Annotated in this window: 17 protein-coding genes and 1 pseudogene; 9 read left to right on the top strand and 9 right to left on the bottom strand. The window is 64.8% G+C overall.

Annotated features, from left to right (window positions below):
- Positions 1-3: 3 nt before the first annotated feature.
- Positions 4-1,818: an Ig-like domain-containing protein gene (locus IPP90_01360; protein ID MBL0169361.1), complete on the top strand. Its 1,815-nt coding sequence runs from the start codon at positions 4-6 to the stop codon at positions 1,816-1,818.
- Positions 1,818-2,273, top strand: a complete 456-nt coding sequence (locus tag IPP90_01355; GenBank protein ID MBL0169360.1) for a hypothetical protein — start codon at positions 1,818-1,820, stop codon at positions 2,271-2,273. Before IPP90_01360 ends, IPP90_01355 begins: the two co-directional genes overlap by 1 nt.
- Positions 2,274-2,391: 118 nt before the next feature.
- On the opposite strand, the pseudogene rfbB reads toward IPP90_01355, so the two are convergent.
- The 9 genes and pseudogenes from rfbB to IPP90_01310 all read right to left on the bottom strand — a co-directional run bounded on the left by rfbB (position 2,392) and on the right by IPP90_01310 (position 10,722).
- A pseudogene (gene rfbB, locus IPP90_01350) lies at positions 2,392-3,494 on the bottom strand (dTDP-glucose 4,6-dehydratase).
- Entirely contained in the window at positions 3,487-4,359 is an 873-nt protein-coding gene (gene rfbD / locus IPP90_01345; GenBank protein MBL0169359.1) for a dTDP-4-dehydrorhamnose reductase, read from the bottom strand. Before rfbD ends, rfbB begins: the two are co-directional and overlap by 8 nt.
- Entirely contained in the window at positions 4,356-4,904 is a 549-nt protein-coding gene (rfbC, locus tag IPP90_01340) for a dTDP-4-dehydrorhamnose 3,5-epimerase (protein MBL0169358.1), read from the bottom strand. Before rfbC ends, rfbD begins: the two co-directional genes overlap by 4 nt.
- Complete coding sequence (gene rfbA / locus IPP90_01335) at positions 4,901-5,785, bottom strand: glucose-1-phosphate thymidylyltransferase RfbA (protein ID MBL0169357.1); 885 nt, start codon at positions 5,783-5,785, stop codon at positions 4,901-4,903. The genes rfbC and rfbA overlap by 4 nt, the downstream gene beginning before the upstream one ends.
- The gene (locus tag IPP90_01330) at positions 5,782-6,807 is read right to left on the bottom strand and encodes a glycosyltransferase family 2 protein (protein ID MBL0169356.1); all 1,026 of its coding nucleotides are present in this window, start codon (positions 6,805-6,807) and stop codon (positions 5,782-5,784) included. The genes rfbA and IPP90_01330 overlap by 4 nt, the downstream gene beginning before the upstream one ends.
- A gap of 9 nt (positions 6,808-6,816) precedes the next feature.
- Positions 6,817-7,773: a glycosyltransferase family 2 protein gene (locus tag IPP90_01325; protein MBL0169355.1), complete on the bottom strand. Its 957-nt coding sequence runs from the start codon at positions 7,771-7,773 to the stop codon at positions 6,817-6,819.
- Positions 7,774-7,782: 9 nt separating this feature from the next.
- Positions 7,783-9,159, bottom strand: coding sequence for a citrate synthase (locus IPP90_01320; GenBank protein ID MBL0169354.1), 1,377 nt, complete (start codon positions 9,157-9,159; stop codon positions 7,783-7,785).
- A 63-nt stretch (positions 9,160-9,222) separates the two neighbouring features.
- Positions 9,223-9,471 carry a hypothetical protein gene (locus IPP90_01315; GenBank protein ID MBL0169353.1) on the bottom strand — a complete coding sequence of 83 codons (249 nt, stop codon included), beginning with the start codon at positions 9,469-9,471 and terminating at the stop codon, positions 9,223-9,225.
- A 117-nt stretch (positions 9,472-9,588) separates the two neighbouring features.
- Positions 9,589-10,722 (bottom strand): sigma-54-dependent Fis family transcriptional regulator, encoded by a 1,134-nt coding sequence (locus IPP90_01310; GenBank protein ID MBL0169352.1) that lies wholly within the window; start codon positions 10,720-10,722, stop codon positions 9,589-9,591.
- 409 nt (positions 10,723-11,131) lie between these two features.
- Between IPP90_01310 and IPP90_01305 the strand changes: the two genes are divergently transcribed.
- The 7 genes from IPP90_01305 to IPP90_01275 all read left to right on the top strand — a co-directional run bounded on the left by IPP90_01305 (position 11,132) and on the right by IPP90_01275 (position 19,400).
- Positions 11,132-12,466, top strand: a complete 1,335-nt coding sequence (locus tag IPP90_01305) for a hypothetical protein (GenBank protein MBL0169351.1) — start codon at positions 11,132-11,134, stop codon at positions 12,464-12,466.
- Positions 12,463-13,566, top strand: coding sequence for a polysaccharide biosynthesis tyrosine autokinase (locus IPP90_01300; GenBank protein MBL0169350.1), 1,104 nt, complete (start codon positions 12,463-12,465; stop codon positions 13,564-13,566). Before IPP90_01305 ends, IPP90_01300 begins: the two co-directional genes overlap by 4 nt.
- A gap of 82 nt (positions 13,567-13,648) precedes the next feature.
- The gene (locus IPP90_01295) at positions 13,649-14,443 is read left to right on the top strand and encodes a hypothetical protein (GenBank protein ID MBL0169349.1); all 795 of its coding nucleotides are present in this window, start codon (positions 13,649-13,651) and stop codon (positions 14,441-14,443) included.
- Positions 14,444-15,328: 885 nt separating this feature from the next.
- Entirely contained in the window at positions 15,329-16,450 is a 1,122-nt protein-coding gene (locus IPP90_01290; GenBank protein ID MBL0169348.1) for a glycosyltransferase family 4 protein, read from the top strand.
- 9 nt (positions 16,451-16,459) lie between these two features.
- Positions 16,460-17,572 carry a glycosyltransferase gene (locus tag IPP90_01285; protein MBL0169347.1) on the top strand — a complete coding sequence of 371 codons (1,113 nt, stop codon included), beginning with the start codon at positions 16,460-16,462 and terminating at the stop codon, positions 17,570-17,572.
- Positions 17,572-18,168: an acyltransferase gene (locus IPP90_01280; GenBank protein MBL0169346.1), complete on the top strand. Its 597-nt coding sequence runs from the start codon at positions 17,572-17,574 to the stop codon at positions 18,166-18,168. The genes IPP90_01285 and IPP90_01280 overlap by 1 nt, the downstream gene beginning before the upstream one ends.
- Positions 18,169-18,215: 47 nt before the next feature.
- On the top strand, positions 18,216-19,400 hold the full coding sequence (locus tag IPP90_01275) for a glycosyltransferase (protein MBL0169345.1): 1,185 nt from the start codon (positions 18,216-18,218) through the stop codon (positions 19,398-19,400).
- Positions 19,401-19,419: the final 19 nt, after the last annotated feature.

Genomic DNA, 19,419 nt, shown 5'->3' with positions numbered 1-19,419 from the left:
GTTGTGAACGGAGAAAAGAGGATCTCGATGCTGCTGTTGCCGTTGTTCGGACTGATGGTGGCATGCGGAGACGCGACCACCGGGGTCGAACCGAATGCTGTCGAACCGGCTAGCGAATCAGGCGCACCGGTCGCCGCCGCCATGGGCGGACTGCGAGTAGTCACGCTTGGGCTCAATCAATCTACTGTTTTGTCGATGTCGGCAACCGCGACCCGGACGTTCTGGCGGACGAGCCGGACATCCACCAGCGCGTCCTGGCGAACGGTCGACGCCACGGTGGCGACGGTCTCGAGCAGCGGCCGTGTGACAGGCAAGATGTCGGGTGGCACACTTGTGACAGCCAGTGCCGGCGCTGTGGTGGATTCGTTCGTGGTTCGCGTTGGTACCGGGCCCGCGCCGCTTCGGTTTAGCGCCGATTCGATTCTGCTGAACCGGGCCGGCGACTCCGTCGTGGCCCGGCCGACCGACCCCCGGTATGCGCCGGCGTATTCCTCGCTCAACAGCTCGGTGGCCGCGGTCTCCGGCGCAGGTGTCGTGCGGGGAGTCGCAGCAGGGCGTACGTCGGTACAGGTCACGAACCTGGTTGGCGCGCTGGGCACGCTCGTCGTCGCCGTTGGATCAACGACCGCCCCGCCGTCGTCGACTGCGCTCAGCTTCGGCGTCGATTCCGTGGTTCTCACTGTCGGTCAGTCGGTGACGAAGTTTCCGACTGGCGGGACCTCGGCGGTGACGCTCACGTCTCGCAACACCGCGGTCGCGACCGTATCCCAGACGGGAGTGATCGCCGGAGTGGCCGTCGGCCGCGCCAGCGTGCTGGCGTCATCGTCCACGAATACCAGCGCCGAACTCGAGGTCATCGTCAAGGCTGCGCCTGCTGGCACCGATCCGGTGAGCCCGCCGCCGCCAGTCACTCCGCCGCCAGTCACTCCGCCGCCGCCAACGCAGGGCTTGTCGATCGCGGCATCGGTGCGACGCCGCACGGTGGGCACAGGAACGGTGCTCGTGTCGAGTGCGATTCCGCTGAAGGCTGGCGTCCTCGCGCCGGGCAACGGCAAGAACGTGCACGTGATCGTCGGTGGTGTCGAGCTGCAGGTCTATGCCGAGGAGTTGAAGGGACGGCATGCGGACGGCACGCTGCGCTCCGTGCTGGTGCAGTTCCCGTACGCACTCACCTCGAGCGTGGCGGTCGCCGCGCAGGTGGTGATTTCGAGCACGCCGCGCTCGCTGGCGGATCTCGCCAAGCCCGCGGATGATCGAGCGGATCCAGCCGCTGTGATCCTTCCGACAGATCCGACCTACCTCGTGACGACCGACCTGGTCGGTCCGACGGTCACTGCGGCGGAAGCGGCGCTTCAGCTTCCGACCTATGGGCGCCAGTTCGACGACGACTTCGTGCGCTACGCGGAAGTGCTGTACACGAACTACGGTGACAACTGGACCGAGAACTACTACGACCGGGCACAGATCTACTATGCGATGTGGGCACGGACCGGGAATCCCCTGTACTGGGACCGCGGCACGAAGCTGCTGCTCAGCTGGAGGAGGGGCTATCTCGAAGCCAACGCCTATGGCACGTCACCGCATCAGTCGCAGGTCGATGGGTTGGGGCTGCACTACCTGCTGACCGGTGACGAGCAGTCCCGCTACGCGGTGACCCGCATCACTCAGATCTTCACGTACTTCCGCTCGACGATCGGATTGGGCACCAAGACGCATGGGGACATCGAGAACCGGATCCGGGCGCGCGTCCTGATGGCACATCTGTGGGCGTGGCGACTGGCCGACAACCCAACGACCCTGGGGACCGGCTCGATGTGATGCTCTCGGCTGTTCTCGGCGCGCAGGAAGTCGATGGCTCGTACAGACTGACGGCGTACTGCAACCAGTCGCTCAACTACATGGACGGGATGCTGAATGAAGCGCTCATCCAGATCTACACGCACTTCCGGGCCGATCCGCGGATCATCACATCGGTTCAGAAGTCGACCCAGTGGTTGTGGACAACCCAGTGGGTGGCCTCGGCGGAAGGATTCAAGTACGTGCCGACGCTGTGCGCGGCGACCGGCGGGCCGGATCCCGTCCCTGAGCTGAACAACCTCATCCTGAATGGTTACGCCTGGCTGTTCGGCAGGAACGGCGACACGGTCGCCAAGTCGCGTGCCGACCAGATCTTCAATGGCGGAGTGCGGCATTCCTTCCTGACCGGATCGAAGCAGTTCAACCAGCAGTACTCGACGGGCTGGCGCTACTTCGCGTATCGAATCGGCAAGTAGCCGGGCTGCAAGTCACGAGGGTGCATCGACGGAACATCGTCGATGCACCCTTTGCGTTTCCGGCGCCCGACTGCCACATCTCGATTGCTGAGCGACTACCGACGCGTCGTGATGTCGCTCACGAATCGTACTGTGTTGCCATCCATCTGCGGTACGAACCGTCCATCACGCCGCGCCACCACGGTTCGTTGGCCAGAAACCAGGCCACCGTTCGATCGAGGCCCGTTTCCAGCGTTTCGACCGGTTCGAAGCCCAATTGCGATGCGATGCGCGACGGGTCGATCGCGTAGCGCCGGTCATGACCCGGTCGGTCCTTCACGTGGGTGATGAGCGACGCACACGGCTGTCCCGTCACCGGCGGACACCTCGGGAATCGAGCGGAAAGGGCGGCGTCACCCCCGATGGCGGCATCGAGCAGGGAACAGATGCGCTGCACAATGTCGAGGTTCGTGTGTTCGGCGCGTCCGCCGACGTTCCAGGTACCGGTACCGGCGTCGCTGTGAAGGATGCACGCGATAGCCGCGCAATGGTCATCGACGAAAAGCCAGTCTCGAATCTGCCGGCCATCGCCGTAGATGGGCACCGGCTTTCCCAGGAGCGCGTTGACGATGACTAGCGGGATCAGCTTCTCCGGAAACTGAAACGGGCCGTAGTTGTTGGAGCAGTTGCTGATCGACGTCGGGAGTCCGTACGTGTGCGCGTACGCGCGCACGAGATGATCGAACCGGCCTTGCTGGCGGCATAGGGCGAATTGGGAGCGTACGGGGTGAGCTCGGTGAACGGCGCGTCGCCGGCCTGCAGGCTTCCGAACACCTCATCGGTCGAGACGTGATGGAAGCGCACGGCATCCGCCCACATGCCGTCGTGGTGCCACGCGCGTCGTGCGGCGTCGAGCACGACCTGGGTGCCGAGTACATTGGTGCGCACGAACGCACCGGGATCGACGATGGAACGATCGACATGCGATTCGGCCGCAAAGTGCACGACCGTGTCGATGCGATGCTCGGCGAACAGTCGCGCGACGAGGTCTGCATGGGTGATGTTGCCATGCACGAACGTGAAGTTCGGTTGACCTTCGTGCGCGGCAAGCGTTGTCCGGTTGCCCGCGTACGTGAGCGCATCGAGCACCACCAGCGTGTCGTCCGGGAACCGGCGCGCCCAATAGTGCACGAAGTTGCCGCCGATGAACCCCGCACCTCCGGTGACGAGCAGCCTACGCATGCAGGATCTCCCGGACGGAGTCGACGACACCGACGCGCCAATGCGGCGGCGTCCAACCAATGGATTGCCACGAGGAATGCTTGTCAAGCACCGCGCACGGGGGGCGTCGTGCCGCCGGGGAATACGAGGCACTCGCGACGGGAACCACGCTCGCCTCCGCCGGCGCACGTCCGAGTGCGTTCAGGCTGTCGAGCACCGCGATGGCGACATCGAACCAGGAGGCCACGCCCGCATCGGTGAAGTGCAGCACACCGCGAATGTTCGTCTGGTGGGCGATTCGCCAGAGCGCGGCGGCCAGATGGTTCGCGGCCGTCGGCGTGCCGAACTGATCGTCGACGACGCGCATCTCCGTGCCGGCGCAGAGCATCGAGACGGCTCGCGCAACGAAGCAGGGGCTCGTTCCGGAGTGCACCCACGCCGTGCGCACGATCGTCGCGTCCGGGTCGGCGGACAGCAGGGCACGCTCTCCCTCGCGCTTGGTGGCGCCGTAGACATTGATCGGAGTGGTCGGGGCGCCCGGTTCGTAGGGAATTCCCGTCGCGCCGTCGAACACATAGTCTGTCGAGACGTGAAGCAGTCTGGCGCCGGCGCGGCGGGCCTCGTTGGCGATCAGCCCGGGGGCGATCGCGTTGATCTCGGCTGCGAGGCCGGGGCTCGACTCGGCACTATCGACGTTCGTGAATGCGGCGCAGTTGATGATGAGGTTCGCGCCGGATTCCTCGATCGCCCGTCGCACGGCGATATGATCGCGCACATCGGTCTCATGTGAACTCCGCGACATGACGTCGATACCTGCTGGCGCCACTCGTGCGAGCGCGCGCCCGACCTGCCCGCCGCCTCCCAGCACCAGCGCCCGAAGGGTCACGGAAACAGCTGGGCGTCCGCCAGCATCGGCGCCGTGGCGTCCTTCGGCGACAGGATGGGCGCGCGTCCCGATGAGAGGGGCCACACGATCCCGAGTGCCGGGTCGTTCCAGCGTATGCCGCGATCCGACGCGGCATGATAGGTCGTGGTGCACTTGTAGGACACGTCGGCGAATTCACTCAGCACGAGAAACCCATGCGCGAATCCGGGAGGAATCCAGACTTGCCGGCCATCGCCGGCGACGAGCTCCATGCCGGTCCAGCGCCCGAAGTACGGAGACGCGCGGCGCAGATCGATGGCAACATCGAAGATGATCCCGGTGATGGGTCGAACCAACTTTCCCTGCGGTTGTTCGAGCTGGTAGTGCAGTCCGCGCAGCACGCCGTGCGAGGAGCGGCTGTGATTGTCCTGCGCGAAGTGCACGGGCAGGCCCATGCCGGCAAACTTTTCAGCATGGAAGACTTCCACGAAGGAACCCCGGGCATCGTCGAAGACCGGGGACTCCACGATCAGCACGCCCGGCAACGGGGTGTCGATCGCCCTCACGCGTGCCCCCCCTCGTCAGCCAGTCCCAGCAGATACGCGCCGTAGTCGCTCTTCCCGAGTCCTACGGCAAGATCGCGCAGCCGTGCCCGGTCGATGAATCCCATGCGAAAAGCGACTTCCTCCGGCGCGGCGATCTTGAGGCCTTGTCGATGCTCCACGGTCTGCACGAACTGACCGGCCTGCAGCAGTGAATCGTGTGTGCCGGTATCGAGCCATGCCGTGCCCCGCCCCATCACCTCCACGTGCAGCTGCCCCATCTCGAGATACATACGGTTCACGTCGGTGATCTCGAGCTCTCCCCGCGCGGATGGCCGGATCGACGCGGCGATGTCGCACACCTGCTGGTCGTAGAAGTAGACACCGGTTACCGCGAATGACGATTTCGGCGCCGCCGGCTTCTCCTCGATGGAGATCACGCGGCCTTCGGGATCGAACTCGACGACACCGTACGCGGCGGGGTTGGCGACCCGGTAGGCGAAGACGGTCGCGCCCGACGGCCGGCGAGCGGCATGCTGGAGCTTGCGGGCGAGGTCCTGTCCGTAGAACAGGTTGTCGCCGAGAATCAGCGCGCTCCGGTGACCGCCAACGAAGTCCCGGCCGATGCGAAACGCCTCGGCGAGACCGTTGGGGGCGGCCTGCACGGCATAGTCGAGCGTCAATCCCCAATCGCTGCCATCCCCCAGCAGGTCCCGGAATGACTGGGCATCGCGCGGGGTGGTGATGATCAGCATGTCCCGCACGCCGGCCAGCATGAGCGTTGACAGCGGATAGTAGATCATCGGCTTGTCGTATACCGGCAGCAGTTGCTTGCTGACCGAACGCGTCACGGGATGCAACCGGGTGCCGGAACCGCCGGCGAGAATGATGCCTCGGGTCGTCATGACTCCCTCCCGTCAGCGTGACGTGACGCGGTCTGTTCCTTCGAGTCCTGCGCGAAGTGTCGGACATGCATCAGACGCGTCAGCAGCGCCGGACCGAGCCATGTGGCAATCCACATCGCACGGGCCCGCATGCCGGCCCCGGCTGCGATCGCCCTGCCGAGGGCGTGGCGTGCATCGGGCAGCGAACCTCGCTCCATCTCGAGTCGGCCCACGCGCATGCACATCGAGGGTTCCTCATCGCGCAGCATTTGCAGATAAGCAGGCGGCAGGAATGCCGGTTCACCCAGCGCGACGTCCAGCAGCGCGAGTCGGCCCTGGACCATCCGGCGCTCGTCGAGATGCGTGTTCTCGCCGTGAATGACCCAGTCGGTCAACGGATCGTCCACGAAGGCGAGCGGCCCCTGCATGAGCATGCGCAGGAAGCAGCACACGTCTTCATTGCGGGCGACTCGCTCGTCGAATGCGCCGACGTCGAGCAGGATGTCCCGGCGAGCCAGCACGGCGCTGGGGAGCAGAAACCAGCCGCACTGGTGCAGGTTATCCGCAGCGGCGCGGTGCAGTCGGTAGTTGCCGGACTGCTCGTCGACGGGCAGCCGCTCATAGCCCTTGTCATCGACGCGGGCGAACGACGCCGTGAGCACGTCGCCGGTGGGTGTCACCTTGCGCGCATCGGTGGCGATCAGGACGGCGCTCGGGAATGCCTGATGCGCGCCCCACTGGTGTTCCAGCTTGGTGGTCGCCCACACGTCGTCGTGGTCGAGCAGCGCAATCCAAGGCGTCGTGGCGGCGGCGATTCCCGCATTCCGTGCGCCGCACAATCCGCGGTTCTGCTGCCGGATCACGCGGCAGCCCAGACGCTCCGCGATGAGTGCGCTGTCGTCCTTCGATCCGTCGTCGACGACGATGATTTCAGACGGCAGCCGGCTTTGTGCGTGCACGGTCGCGATGGTACGAGCAAGCGTTGCCGCGCCGTTGTAGGTGGGGATGACCACCGAGATCGGAAGAGTGGCTCGATTCGGCACGCGATGCGGCTAGAGATCGGTCGCGGGCCGAGACCGCCCAATCAGCACGCGCGCCCACGCGGCGACGCGTGCAACTACCCACGGGCTACGGGACTTCCGGAATTCGACGTACGCTTGCCGATACTCTGGCTGCGTCTCGGCGATCTGCTCGAGGAGCGCCTTGACCACGCTGTGGCCGAGATACCACGCGTCTCCGAGGTCGTACGTGAACGCGTCGCGCATGGCCGCGATCCGAGCCGTTCGCTCCGCGTCGGCAAGCGGGCCGGAAGGTGCCGCCAGTCCGTGCCTGAGCCGCGCGTCCCATGCCCCTTGTTTCATCCGGCCGACCGCCCGGCTGGCCTGCGTCGCGTGCGTGCGCCGGAGGCACGTCACGGCCGTCGTTCGCACCATCACATGCCCTTGGGTCGCCAGGCGTAACCAGAGCTCGTAGTCCTCCGAGTATCGCCACGATTCGTCGTAGCCACCGACGGCGATCAGCGTCTGGCGCGATGCCATCATGGCGGATTGCGGAATCAGGTTCTCGCGCAGAATCCCGGGAATGGAGATCGTCTCCCATGGCTGCGGTGGCTCCGCGCGATCCCCTTCGCGAAATGTCTCCAGGGGCGCGGTGCCGGAGCAGGCGAGTGACGCGCCGGATGCTGCCAGCACAGCGGTCAGCCGGGCAAGGTGCTGTGTGGTCCACTGGTCATCCGCGTCGAGAAACGCCACGAACTCGCCGTCCGCCGCGCGCAGTCCGACGTTCCTGGCCGCGCCCGGCCCGCGAGCCCCGTCGTTGGTGATGACGCGAGTGCCCATGGACGCGGCGATGTGCGCGCTGGCATCGGTCGAGCGGTCGTCCACCACGAGAATTTCGCGCGGCGCAAGACACTGACGGCGCACGGACTCGATGCAGGATGCGAGAAACGGTTCACCGTTGAAGCACGGGATGATGACCGAGACTTCCGCCGGTGGCTTCTGAAGATCCACAAATGCGTCCTACTTCCGGATGCTGTCCTTGCGCGCTCGCGGAAACTTCTCGTTCAGTGCGTCGACGTACGGGCGCTCCCCTGCGCCCACGTAGATCTGCCGGGGACGCGCGATCTTCTGCTCCTTGTCCAGGATCATCTCTTCCCACTGCGCGAGCCATCCCGAGACGCGCGCCACTCCGAAAAGGACGGTGAAGAAGTCCGTCGGGAACGCCATCGACCGGTAGATGAGGCCCGTGTAGAAGTCGACGTTCGGATAGAGCTTTCGCTGCACGAAGTAGTCGTCCGACAGCGCGATGCGCTCGAGTTCCAGCGCGATCTCCAGATCCTTGTCCATGCCCACCTGCGCGAAGACTTCGTCGGCCAGCTTCTTCACGATGCGCGCGCGCGGGTCGTAGCTCTTGTAGACGCGATGGCCGAATCCCATCAGGCGCTGCTCGCCCTTACCGCTCTTCACCTGCTCGATGAAGGCGGGGATGTTCTTCTTGTCACCGATCTCGGTGATCATGCGCAGCACGGCCTCGTTCGCTCCGCCATGGAGAGGACCGAACAGCGCGGCAATCCCTGCGGCCACCGCCGAGAAGGGATCGACACCCGACGAGCCCACCGCGCGCACCGCGCTGGTCGAACAATTCTGCTCGTGGTCGGCGTGCAGGATGAACAGCACCTCCAGCGCCTTCACGAACACCGGATTGCCCTCGTACTTGGGCTCCGACATGCGCGCCACCATCGACAGGAAATTCTCGACGTACGACAGGTCATTGTCGGGGTAGATAAACGGCAATCCCTTCACGTGACGATACGCGAACGCGGCAATGGTCGGCAGCTTCGCCATCAGGCGAATGATCGAGATGTACCGCTGGTGCGGATCGTGAATGTCCCGCGCCTGCGGATAGAAGCTGGACAAGGCCGCCGTCGCGCTGCACAGCATCGACATCGGATGCGCGTCGTACCGGAATCCCTCGAGGAACTTGCGGATGTTCTCGTGGACGTAGGTGTGGTACGTGATGTCGCCCACCCACGTGTCGTACTGCCCCTGGTCGGGCAGCTCGCCATGGCGGAGCAGGTATGCCACCTCGAGAAACGTCGCCTTGTCGGCCAGCTGTTCGATGGGATAGCCCCGGTAGCGGAGGATTCCCTTGTCGCCGTCAATGAACGTGATGGCACTGCGACACGACGCGGTGTTCATGAACGCCGGATCGTAGCTGAGGAGTCCGAATTCGCCGGGCTCGCGCTTGATAGCGCGCAAGTCCATCGCGCGGATGTACGTGTCGCCCTCGGGTCCTTCAGTGCGAATGGCGGCGCTGTAGCTGGCGTCGGTGCGGTTGTCGCGAAGGTCGAGTGCGTCTGGAATCGACGGGACAGTGGGTGTCGTGGGCTGAGTCATCGGGAGCTACGGGTCCGAGGATGGCAAGAAATGGATAACGAAATCTATCGGGAGAACCGTCCGTCAGTCGGTCTGACCGCCGAGACCCTCACGCCGAAAGCCGTGCTTTTCCATGAGCCGGTAAAGCGTAGTCCGGTCGATCCCCGCCAGCCGGGCCGCTCTGGACATGTTGCCGCCGGCTCTCGTGGTCAGTCCGTTCAAATACTCTTTCTCGAAATGGGCGATAAGGTTGTCCTTTGCCAGGTGAAACGGCTCGCTCATGATGGTGGCCGGCAGCCCGGATTCCGCCGGTGGCGGCCGGGCCATCGTCATACACCGGAATGTCCTCGGGCGCAGATCGCGGCCCCGGGTCCGTGATGACGGCCAGATGTTCGATCACGTTCTGCAGTTCGCGCACATTGCCGCGCCACGGACGCGACTGCAGGAACGTCACCGTTTCCGCCGTGAGTATCGGCATCTCGGCGACCCACCCGGGCGATGCCGCTCCCACGACCGGGTCAGGAAGAACTCGGCCAGCAGCGGGATGTCCTCGAGTCGCTTGCGCAACGGCGGCAGCTTGATGGGGACCACGCGCAGTCGATAGAAGAGATCCTCGCGCAGGATCCCTTGTTGCACGGCTTCCTGCGGATCCCGATTGGTCGCCGAGATGAACCGCACGTCGACGACAGCGTCCTGCGTTTCGCTGCCCAGGCGCCGCACCACGCCATCCTGCAGGACACGCAGGAGCTTGGCCTGGAGCGGCATGGTCATTTCGGTGAGTTCGTCCAGGAACAGCGTGCCGCCGTTGGCCACTTCCAGCAGGCCGGGCTTGTCGCGGTCGGCCCCGGTGAAGGCGCCCTTGCGATAGCCGAACATTTCCGATTCGAGCAGGTTTTCTGGGAGCGCGGCGCAGTTGATCGGCACCAGCTTCCGATTGGTCCGGCGGCTGTGCTTATGAATGAACTGCGCGATCATCTCCTTGCCGGTGCCGCTTTCGCCGGAAATCATCACGGACGCATCGGTGCCGGCGACTTTCTGTGCCAGGTCGACGGCCTTCCGAAATGACGGCGACACGCCAAGCAGGGACATGGCTTCCCCGGAGCCGCTCTGCGTCACCAGCGAGGGCTTGATTTCACGGGTGTCCTTCGCGGAGTTGACTGCGTGCGCGGCCCGTCCCACCAGAACCTGAAGATGGGAGGCCGAGAACGGCTTGGGGAGGTAGTCCCAGGCGCCGGCTCGCAGGGCTTCGATGCTGGAGGCCACGCTGGGATTGCCGGTCATGACCACGACAATGATGCCCTTGTGCGCCTCGACGGCCGCCTTGAGGATCTCCATGCCCGTGACGGGGCTCATATAGAGGTCCACCAGCACGATGTCGAAACGGCGGCGACGCACCAGTTCCAGCGCCTCCTCGCCCCGCCCCGACGACGTCACGGCATGCCCGTCCATCTGAAGCACCGAGGCACACCCTTCACGAAGGGTGCGGTCGTCATCCACCACCAGGATCCGCAGCCCCGTCCCCCGGTCAGGGATCTTGTTAGGCGTGGGTTCAGAAAGGAAGGCGTCGGTCATTGCGTGGGGCATGGAAGTCGGGCTGGGAAAGCGTCTGGCAAACCGCGGCGTTTCGCCACGGGCATTGAATCGTCTACTGCTGACCCGGGTACTCGCCGACGGCCACATGGTGTCAGTTGCCCTTGCCTGCTGCGTGGTTCCGACAGTGGCGAGGCTTCAGAACAGCGATGCCGAGGCCGAACAGTGTTATGGATGAGCTAAGGTAGCGCGAAATCCGGTGTCGGATAGCCCGCGTCAAAGTTTTTCGTAGACTTTTTGCGACAGTCACCGTGTTATGACCGCAACAGCTAGAAGATCGTCACACTTTCTGTAGCACCTACGCCGCGTGGCATCTGCGCTTACGTGGCGACGCAGAGCGGTTCAGATTCGACGGTACGCGTGATGGACGCATCACGTTCTCAGTCTCCAGCCCGATCGACCAATGTCAGGAAACCAAATCCAACCGTCCCCTCGTGATGCCGCGGTCGATGTCTACCAGGACGCTCTGCCGACCCAGGACTGGGGCGGTGGCCAGGAGACAGCGCCAGCGCCCAGCGGACCGAAAATCGGGAGGTATCTGTCGGCACTTTATCGGTTCAAGTGGCTGATCGTACTCTTCGCCATTCTGGGTGGCGGCGCGGGATACGCCGCGACGAAATTCGTCGAACCTGAGTATGAAGTCCGGGCCACCATCATGCTGGAGATGGGAACCGGGACCAATCAGGGCGGTCGCGGCGGGCCGATCCGGGCGAGTGAGCTACTTCAGTCGTCTGGCTGGCAGGACTTGCTCCGATCGTTCGCCATTGCCGATCCGGTGGTGAATCAGCTGGCGCTGTTCGTTGCGCCCGCGCGTGATGCTGACAGCACGCTGTTCAGCACCTTCCGCGTGGCGCAGCAGCTCAAGCCGGGCGACTACGTGCTTTCCATTACTGGTGACCGCTACTCGCTCTCGTTCAAGCCGGGTGTCGAAGTCGAGACCGGCAGCATTGCCGATTCGATCGGACGACGGGTGGGCTTTCTCTGGCAGCCAGGAGCGCAGGAACTTGCCGGACGCAAGCAGGTCGAGTTCCGCATCCAGACTCCGCGTGAGGCGTCGCAAGCGCTGATCCGGAAGCTCGGGATGACGCTGAATGAAGGCAGCTCATTCATGCTGCTCAAGTTGACCGGCAACAACTCCAACCGTACTGCCACCACACTCAACGCGTGGGTCGAGCGGTTCGTCATGGTCGCGACGGCGCTCAAGAAAAAGAACGTCACCTCGTACGCCACGATTCTCGAGGGACAGCGGCAGTACGCCGCCGACAACCTGTCGTCGGCCGAAGGGGCGTTGGAGCGCTTCCGCGTCCAGACGGCGACCGAGCCGAGTGAGCGCCAGTCGGCGTCGGCCGGCATCGAACTGACTACCAATCCGGTCTTCGATGCGTATTTCCGCGACAAGATCCTTTCGGAGAACTACAAGCACGACCGGGAATCCATCGAGCGGGTGCTGGCGCTGGGCAAGACGACCGGCGGCATCACCCGGGAGGCCCTGCTCTCGATTCCCCTGGTTGCCAACGACCCGGCGGCCGACAACCTCCGCACCGCGCTCAAGGAGCAGGCGGACCGGGATGCGAACCTGCGTCGTTTGCGCGAAAGCCTGACGGACGAGAATCCGCGGATCGTGAAGGAGCAGGAAGCGCTCGACAATCTGCGTACGGTGACCGTCCCCGGCGCGGCCAGGAGTTCCTCGCGCAGCTGCGCATTCGCGAGCAGCTGCTTCGAGACAACATCGACGTGAGTGGACGCGACCTCAGGGCCATCCCGGCTCGCACCATCGAGGAACAGCGCCTCAAGCGCCAGGTCGAGGTCGCGGCCGACATGTACAAGAACCTCGATCTCGAGGCGGCAAAGGCGAAGCTGGCCGAGGCGGCGACGATTCCCGACGTCAGCGTGCTCGACTCTGCCGTGGCTCCGCTCGCGCCCACGCGCAATACTGCGCCCGTCATCATCCTGGGTGCGGTGGGCGCCGCGCTCGCCCTCGCGATCGTGCTCGCCATCCTGCTCGATCAGTTGGACAAGCGCTTTCGCTATCCGGAACAGGCGACCGAAGACCTGGGACTGTTCATTCTCGGTGTGGTGCCGGTGGCGAATCTCAAGTCGAAGCGCGGAGCGGCGGATTCGGCAGCACACGTCGTCGAGGCGTTTCGGACGATTCGCATGAATGTGCGCTACGCGGCCGATCCCGGCCGTCCGCTGACCATGACGATCACGAGTCCGGGACCGAATGACGGCAAATCGCTGATCTCGGCGAATCTCGCGCTGTCCTTCGCCGAATCGGGTGCCCGCACCTTGCTGATCGATGGCGACATCCGCCGCGGCGAGCTCTCGAAGACCTTTGCCACACCGCACCGCCCGGGACTCGTCGAGTATCTCGATGGAACGGCGCTCATCGCCGAAGTGCTCCACCCTGCCGCGTCGCACCCCAACCTGACGATCATGCCCGGTGGAGCGCGTCGTCGTCGGGCGCCGGAACTGCTGGCGACGCCGCGCTTGAATCAACTCTTCGGCCAGATGGCGGCCGAATACGACGTTGTCATCGTGGACTCGCCGCCCCTCGGTGCGGGCTTCGATGCGTACGCCCTGGCCACCGCAACGGGTAACATGGCGTTGGTGCTGCGGGCCGGCGTGACCGATCGTAAGATGGCGGCCGCGAAGATGGCGGTCGTCGATACGCTGCCCGTGCGCGTCATGGGCGCGGTGCTCAATGGCATCAAGCTGACCGGAGTCTACCAGTACTACTCGTACTATCAGGATTATGCGGCGCACGACGAAGTGTCGACCGAGCGACTGCCGACCAGTAGCGGCAAGCAAGTGACCGTCCGTACCGGTGGGGACTGAGAAACCGATGAACCACAATTGCTTGATCGCCGGTGCAGGCATCTTGATCCGGCGCATGGGTTGGGTGCCATGGAGACGGATCGTGAGGGGCGTAACCACGTGTGGCATCGCCCTGTCGGCGTCGCTCGGGCTGCCCGGAGGGATCGCCGCGCAGTCTGCCGATGTCGTACCCGGGCAACGGGCCACGCGTGCAGAGGTGGCTACCCGCGTGCAAACCGTGCAGACGTTGCTGGCCAGTCCCTCGATGCGAAAGGATGCGCGCGGCCCGCTTGAAGGGGAGATGATCACCCTGCAGGGGCGGCTCACTGACGGTGACTTCCAAGTCGGTGACCGCTTCGTCTTCACGATCGCTCAGGATTCTGTGCGATCGGACACGGCGTCGGTGCGAAATGGCCTGGTGGTGAGTATCCTGAACCTGCCCGATTTCTCCGTGCGCGGCGTGCTGCGGTCGGAACTGACGGATCGACTGCAGGCGCACGTCGCACGCTATGTCCGGAACGTCACGGTGCGTACCAGTGTGCTGACCCGCGTGGCAATCCTCGGCGCCGTGCAAACGCCGGGCTACTACTACGCGGCGCCCGACCGACCGATCAGCGAGCTGGTGATGATGGCGGGAGGGCCGGGCGTGCTCGCAAAGCTCGGTGAGTTCGAGGTGAAGCGCGGCACGGCCGTCGTCGTCTCCGTCAAGGATTCCAAGCGCGCCGTCAAGGAAGGACGAACGCTTGAGCAAGTCGATGTGCGATCAGGTGACGAGGTGTACGTTCCGGTGAAGAAGAAATTCAACTGGACCATCATCATGCAGCTTTTCTCCATTGCTTCGGTGCTGTTCTTCTCGGTATTCCAGTTCCTGCAGTGGTATTACAGTCGCCAAGGATAGCGGGGCATCATCGACACATGGATCCGCATTCCCAGGAAGCACTCAGGCCGACCATGTCCTCAAGACGGGTGACACCGCGACAAATGCGCTCGTTTACACGCGCCCTCGATGGTCAGCATCCGATCGGCGTTGACCCCATGCCGGTCGGGTCAGGCCGGGCCCTTTTCGACCAATTTGAGCCGCGCGAACGAAGTGAACGACTGACGCGAGCCTTCAACTGCGCCGTTGCGCTCACAATACTCGTGTTGGTGGCACCGGTGATGCTGGTTGCCGCCTGTATCATTCGCCTGACATCGAGGGGGCCCGTACTATACACACAGACGAGGATCGGACTCGATCGACGCTGGAATCGGACGCATGCCTTGCAGGAGCGCCGACGGGAAAACCTTGGCGGCACTCCGTTCACGATCTACAAGTTCCGTTCGATGCGTGCCGATGCCGAGGCCAATGGCATCGCTGTTTGGGCAAAGCCGAACGACGATCGGGTGACGCCATTTGGCAATTTCATCCGGAAGACACGAATCGATGAACTGCCGCAGCTACTCAATGTTATCCGTGGCGACATGAACATGGTTGGTCCGCGTCCAGAGCGACCAAGCATCTTCGTACGGTTACGGGAACAGATCGACGAGTACCAGGTCCGTCAGCGTGTCAAGCCGGGGATCACCGGACTCGCGCAAATTCGTCAGGAGTACGACTCGTGCCTGGATGACGTGCGCTCCAAGGTGGCATTCGACATTGACTACCTGCGCCATCAGAGCTTCTGGTTCGACGTGCGCATCATGCTCTCGACGGTGCCGGTCATGATTTTCCGCAGGGGCGCACTAGCTGACGCTCGTGGAATCGCAAAGCGACCTCGCGGCGTCCCTTGGACCTATCCGGGTCGTGGCGCTCATCGACACGGTGCAGGTGTCCGGTCCGGGACGCCAACTCGTGGCTGTCGCCGCGCAATTGGCGGTGTCTGGCGTCGTGGTGCTCGTCGTCGTGTTCCGACGTCACGGTCGCGGTGAGTCGCCGTATGAGGCGTTCCTTCGCGACAACGGCGTCGACTTCACGGTGATCGAGGAACGCGGCCGGTTCGACGTCGGCGTGATCACTAGGGCGAAGGCGTTGTTGAGCGCCTGGCGTCCCACCGTCATCCAGACACACGGCTACAAGCCCGGCGTCGTGGCGCTCGGACTGAAGGCGCTTGGTGGCCGCAGCCCGTGGATCGCCTTCTTCCACGGATCCACCACCGAGAACTGGAAGGTGCGGGCCTACCATGCCATCGATCAGGTCGTTCTGCGCTTCGCTGATCGCGTCGTCGTCATGTCGAAGGCTCACCAGGACGCCTTCGGGATCGGGCGCGGCCGGGTCGGGGTCATCTACAACGCGGCGATCGACGCGGCGGACTCGGCGCCACGACGGGATCGCCACGCCACGGCCGGTTCCGTGCCGCGATTTTCTGTGATCGGACGCCTGAGTTCCGAGAAGGGCGTCGATGTGCTGCTCCAGGCGTGCCATGTGCTTCGGCAGGAGCGTCAACCGTTCGTGCTGGACGTTGTCGGTGATGGTCCCGAGCGGGGAATGCTCGAGGCGATGAGCGTGCAGCTCGGGCTGGCCGACGTCGTGACGTTCTGCGGCCACCTGTCGGATGTTGAGTCCGTTTATGCCCGGAGCGACCTGATCGTGATTCCGTCTCGCAGCGAGGGGCTGCCGAATGTCCTGCTTGAATCGATTCGTCGCGATGTGCCCGTGGTGGCGACGGCGGTCGGGGCGATTCCTGAGGTACTGACGGGATCGGCAGCCGGCGTGCTGTGCGCACCGGACGATCCGCGGCAGCTGGCAAGCTCGATCGTGCGCGCGCTGGCGCCGGGCTTTGCGGCAGGGGGCGCGGCCGATCGACGCGCCCTCGCCGAGCGGTTCTCCGTCGAGTCACGGGCGACCCATTTGCGGTCGCTGTATCGCTCGGTGATGGGCCGCGAACACCGCGGCGAGTTCGGTCCCGTCGTGTCGTCCGCGAACTGACGGCAGACCATGAAGATCGAGATTGCGCTGCCGACCCTGGAAGTCGGCGGGATGGAGCAGATGGTGATCACGCTGTCGCTGGCGCTTGCGCGGCATGGTCACGACGTTGGCGTCACCTGCCTGAACGAGCTGGGCGAGCTGGCTGATCGGCTTCACGGGACCTCTGTGCGCCTGAGTCTCGTGCGTGCACCGGGGTTCCGCGCGAGCTTCTCGGCGCCGGCGCTCGAGCAGCACTTCCGCGCATTGCGGCCCGATGTCGTCCACACCCATAGCGGCGCGTGGGGTCGCGCGTGCCGTGCGGCCCGCAAGGCCGGCGTGCCAGTGATCGTCCACACCGTGCATGGCAAGCTCGATCGAGACCCGTGGTACGATGTTCCGTTGAAACGGTGGGAAGCGCGACACTCCGACGCGGTGGTGGCGGTCTCCAGCGCGCTGGCGCTGGATCTCATCAAGCGGGTCGGACTGGAGAGTCGTACGATCTCCACGCTGATCAATGGCGTCGATACCAGTCGGTTTCGTCCATCCCCCGCCGAGCGCGCGTGCGCGCGACGCACGCTCGGTCTCGACGATCGGTTCGTCATCGGAACCGTCGCGCGCCTCGTGCACATCAAGAACCACGCCGCGCTGTTGACCGCGTTCTCCCGGATCGCGTGGCAGCGCCCCGACGCCGTACTGGTGGTCGCGGGTGACGGTCCGCTCGAGCACGCGCTGAACGCCCAGGCGGCGGCACTTGGTCTCGGGGACCGGGTGCGTTTCCTGGGTTCGATTCCGGACACCGAGCGGATCTATCGCGCACTCGACCTGTTTGTGCTGCCGTCGTTCGCCGAAGGCACTTCCCTGAGTGTGCTGGAGGCGATGGCTTCCGGTGTTCCCGTGGTTGCGACGGCTGTGGGGGGAACACCAGCGTTGCTCGACAACGGTGCCTGCGGATTGCTGGCGACCTCACCGGATCCCGTGGCGGTGGAACTGGCGCTCTCGCGGGCGCTTGCGGACCCCGCGACCATGCAGCGGTTCGCGCAACGGGCACTCGAGCGGGTTGAACGGGACTACAGCCTGGAGGCGATGGTGACCGCGTATGAATCGTTGTACGAGCAGCTGCTGCGGCAGTCGGCGAGGGCGTAGTGCAAGGCCTCGTGAAGCAGCTCGGGCAGTTGATGGCCCTCGCGATCGTGATGCCGGTCTACCTGCACCTTCGGCTGTGGTACGCGTTGCGCCCCGCGGCGCGGGAGCAGTCGTTCCAGGGACACAGCCAGCTGATGTCGCTGGTGCCGGGCCTGGTCGGGAACTTCCTGCGGCGCGCATTCTACCAGCGCACGCTGACACGCTATTCGTCCGATTGCTGCATATCGTTCGGGACAACGTTCGCGACGGCCGACGCCATCATCGGTCGCGGCGTGTACGTCGGATCGCACTGCAATCTTGGCCATGTCGAATTGCAGGATGACGTGCTGCTGGGATCGGGTGTCATGATCACGAGCGGAAAGCGTCAGCATTTCTTCAAGCGTCTCGACATCCCGATTCGCCTGCAGGGCGGCGAATTGACCCGCGTGACCATCGGGTACGACAGCTGGCTCGGCAACGGCTCGATCGTCATGGCCGATGTCGCGCCGCATGCGGTGGTCGGCGCCGGCGCGGTCGTGGTCAGCCCGGTGCCGGAGCGCGCGATCGTGGCCGGCAATCCGGCCGTTGTGGTGTCCGTGCGCGAACACCGCGACTAGCCGATGCGTCCGAGCGGCACGAACACACCGGGAACAGCGACGGACCGATGAAGCTGCTCTGGGTCTCTCACTTCCTGCCGTATCCGTCCACTGGACACGGCGCCCTCCAACGTACGCATCATCTGGTGCGCCAACTGTCGAGTGCATTCGAGGTCGAGCTGTTTGCGCTCTCGAATGGCGATGGCGGCGAACGTGACCTTCTCGACATGGGTGTGCGTCGGGCCACCGTGGTGCCGTTCCCCGGCACTCTCCGGAAGGTCGCCGCTTTGGCGGCGAGCACCGCCACCGGCGCCGGTTACTGGAACCACCTCTTCGCCAACCGCGCGCTCCACGCGGCGTTGGCGCGCGCGGTGACGCCGGAGTCGGTCGTGCTGCTTGACACGGTCTTTCTTGCCCCGTACCTGCGTCATGCGAAGGGCGCGACGCTGGTCCTGAATCACCACAATGTCGAGTCGGCATTGCTGGCGCAGCGCGCCGAGGGCGAATCCGGCGTGCGGCGCGCATTCTTCGCGCGGCAGGCAGCGATCACCAGGGCGATGGAACAGCAGTTCGCACAGCGCGCACGCGTCAACCTGGTCGTCTCGTCCGAGGATGCCGCGCGACTGGCCGAGGTGGCGCCCAGGGCCACCACGTGCGTCGTGCCGAATGGGGTCGATGTCGACTTTTTCCAGAGCCGACCCGCCGCGTCCATCACGCCGCACTCGCTCGTCTACGCGGGCGGCATGAACTGGTTCCCCAATCGCGAGGCCATTCAATGGCTGGCGACCGAGATCTGGCCGCGGCTCGTCGCTGCGGAACCGCGACGGACACTGACCATCATCGGCAAGTCGCCGCCACCAGAGGCGGTGGCGCTCGCGGAGCGAGATCGACGTGTCACCGTGACGGGATTCGTTCCGGACGTCCGCCCCTACATCGAGCGTGCATCAGCATACATCTGCCCGATTCGCATCGGCGGCGGGACGCGACTGAAGGTGCTCGATGCACTGGCCATGCGTCGTCCATTGGTGGCTACGGGGCTGTCGGTCGACGGCCTCGGCATGACGCCAGACACGCATTACCTGCTGGCCAACGAGCCCGACCAGTTCGTTCGTGCGTTGGCGAGGCTCGACGCCGACGAGGCCGTCGGTGCGCGGCTGGCGGACGCCGGCCGGCAACTTGTCGAGGCGGAGTTCTCCTGGCAGCGAATCGGTCGCGACCTGATCGCCGCGCTGCCGCGCTGGATCGACGCGTGATCGACTTGCGACTGCAGGC

Source organism: Gemmatimonadaceae bacterium, from assembly GCA_016720905.1.
GTDB lineage: Bacteria > Gemmatimonadota > Gemmatimonadetes > Gemmatimonadales > Gemmatimonadaceae > Gemmatimonas.
This window is presented reverse-complemented; position numbering and strand designations above follow the sequence as displayed.

What these genes read in the sequence shown, in the direction of transcription:
- IPP90_01315 (MBL0169353.1), bottom strand. Translation starts at nt 9,471, where the DNA reads ATGACGATGGCCCGGCCGCCACCGGCGGAATCCGGGCTGCCGGCCACC.
- IPP90_01320 (MBL0169354.1), bottom strand. Translation starts at nt 9,159, where the DNA reads ATGACTCAGCCCACGACACCCACTGTCCCGTCGATTCCAGACGCACTC.
- IPP90_01285 (MBL0169347.1), top strand. Translation starts at nt 16,460, where the DNA reads ATGAAGATCGAGATTGCGCTGCCGACCCTGGAAGTCGGCGGGATGGAG.
- IPP90_01355 (MBL0169360.1), top strand. Translation starts at nt 1,818, where the DNA reads ATGCTCTCGGCTGTTCTCGGCGCGCAGGAAGTCGATGGCTCGTACAGA.
- IPP90_01275 (MBL0169345.1), top strand. Translation starts at nt 18,216, where the DNA reads ATGAAGCTGCTCTGGGTCTCTCACTTCCTGCCGTATCCGTCCACTGGA.
- IPP90_01310 (MBL0169352.1), bottom strand. Translation starts at nt 10,722, where the DNA reads ATGCCCCACGCAATGACCGACGCCTTCCTTTCTGAACCCACGCCTAAC.
- rfbA (MBL0169357.1), bottom strand. Translation starts at nt 5,785, where the DNA reads ATGACGACCCGAGGCATCATTCTCGCCGGCGGTTCCGGCACCCGGTTG.
- IPP90_01305 (MBL0169351.1), top strand. Translation starts at nt 11,132, where the DNA reads ATGTCAGGAAACCAAATCCAACCGTCCCCTCGTGATGCCGCGGTCGAT.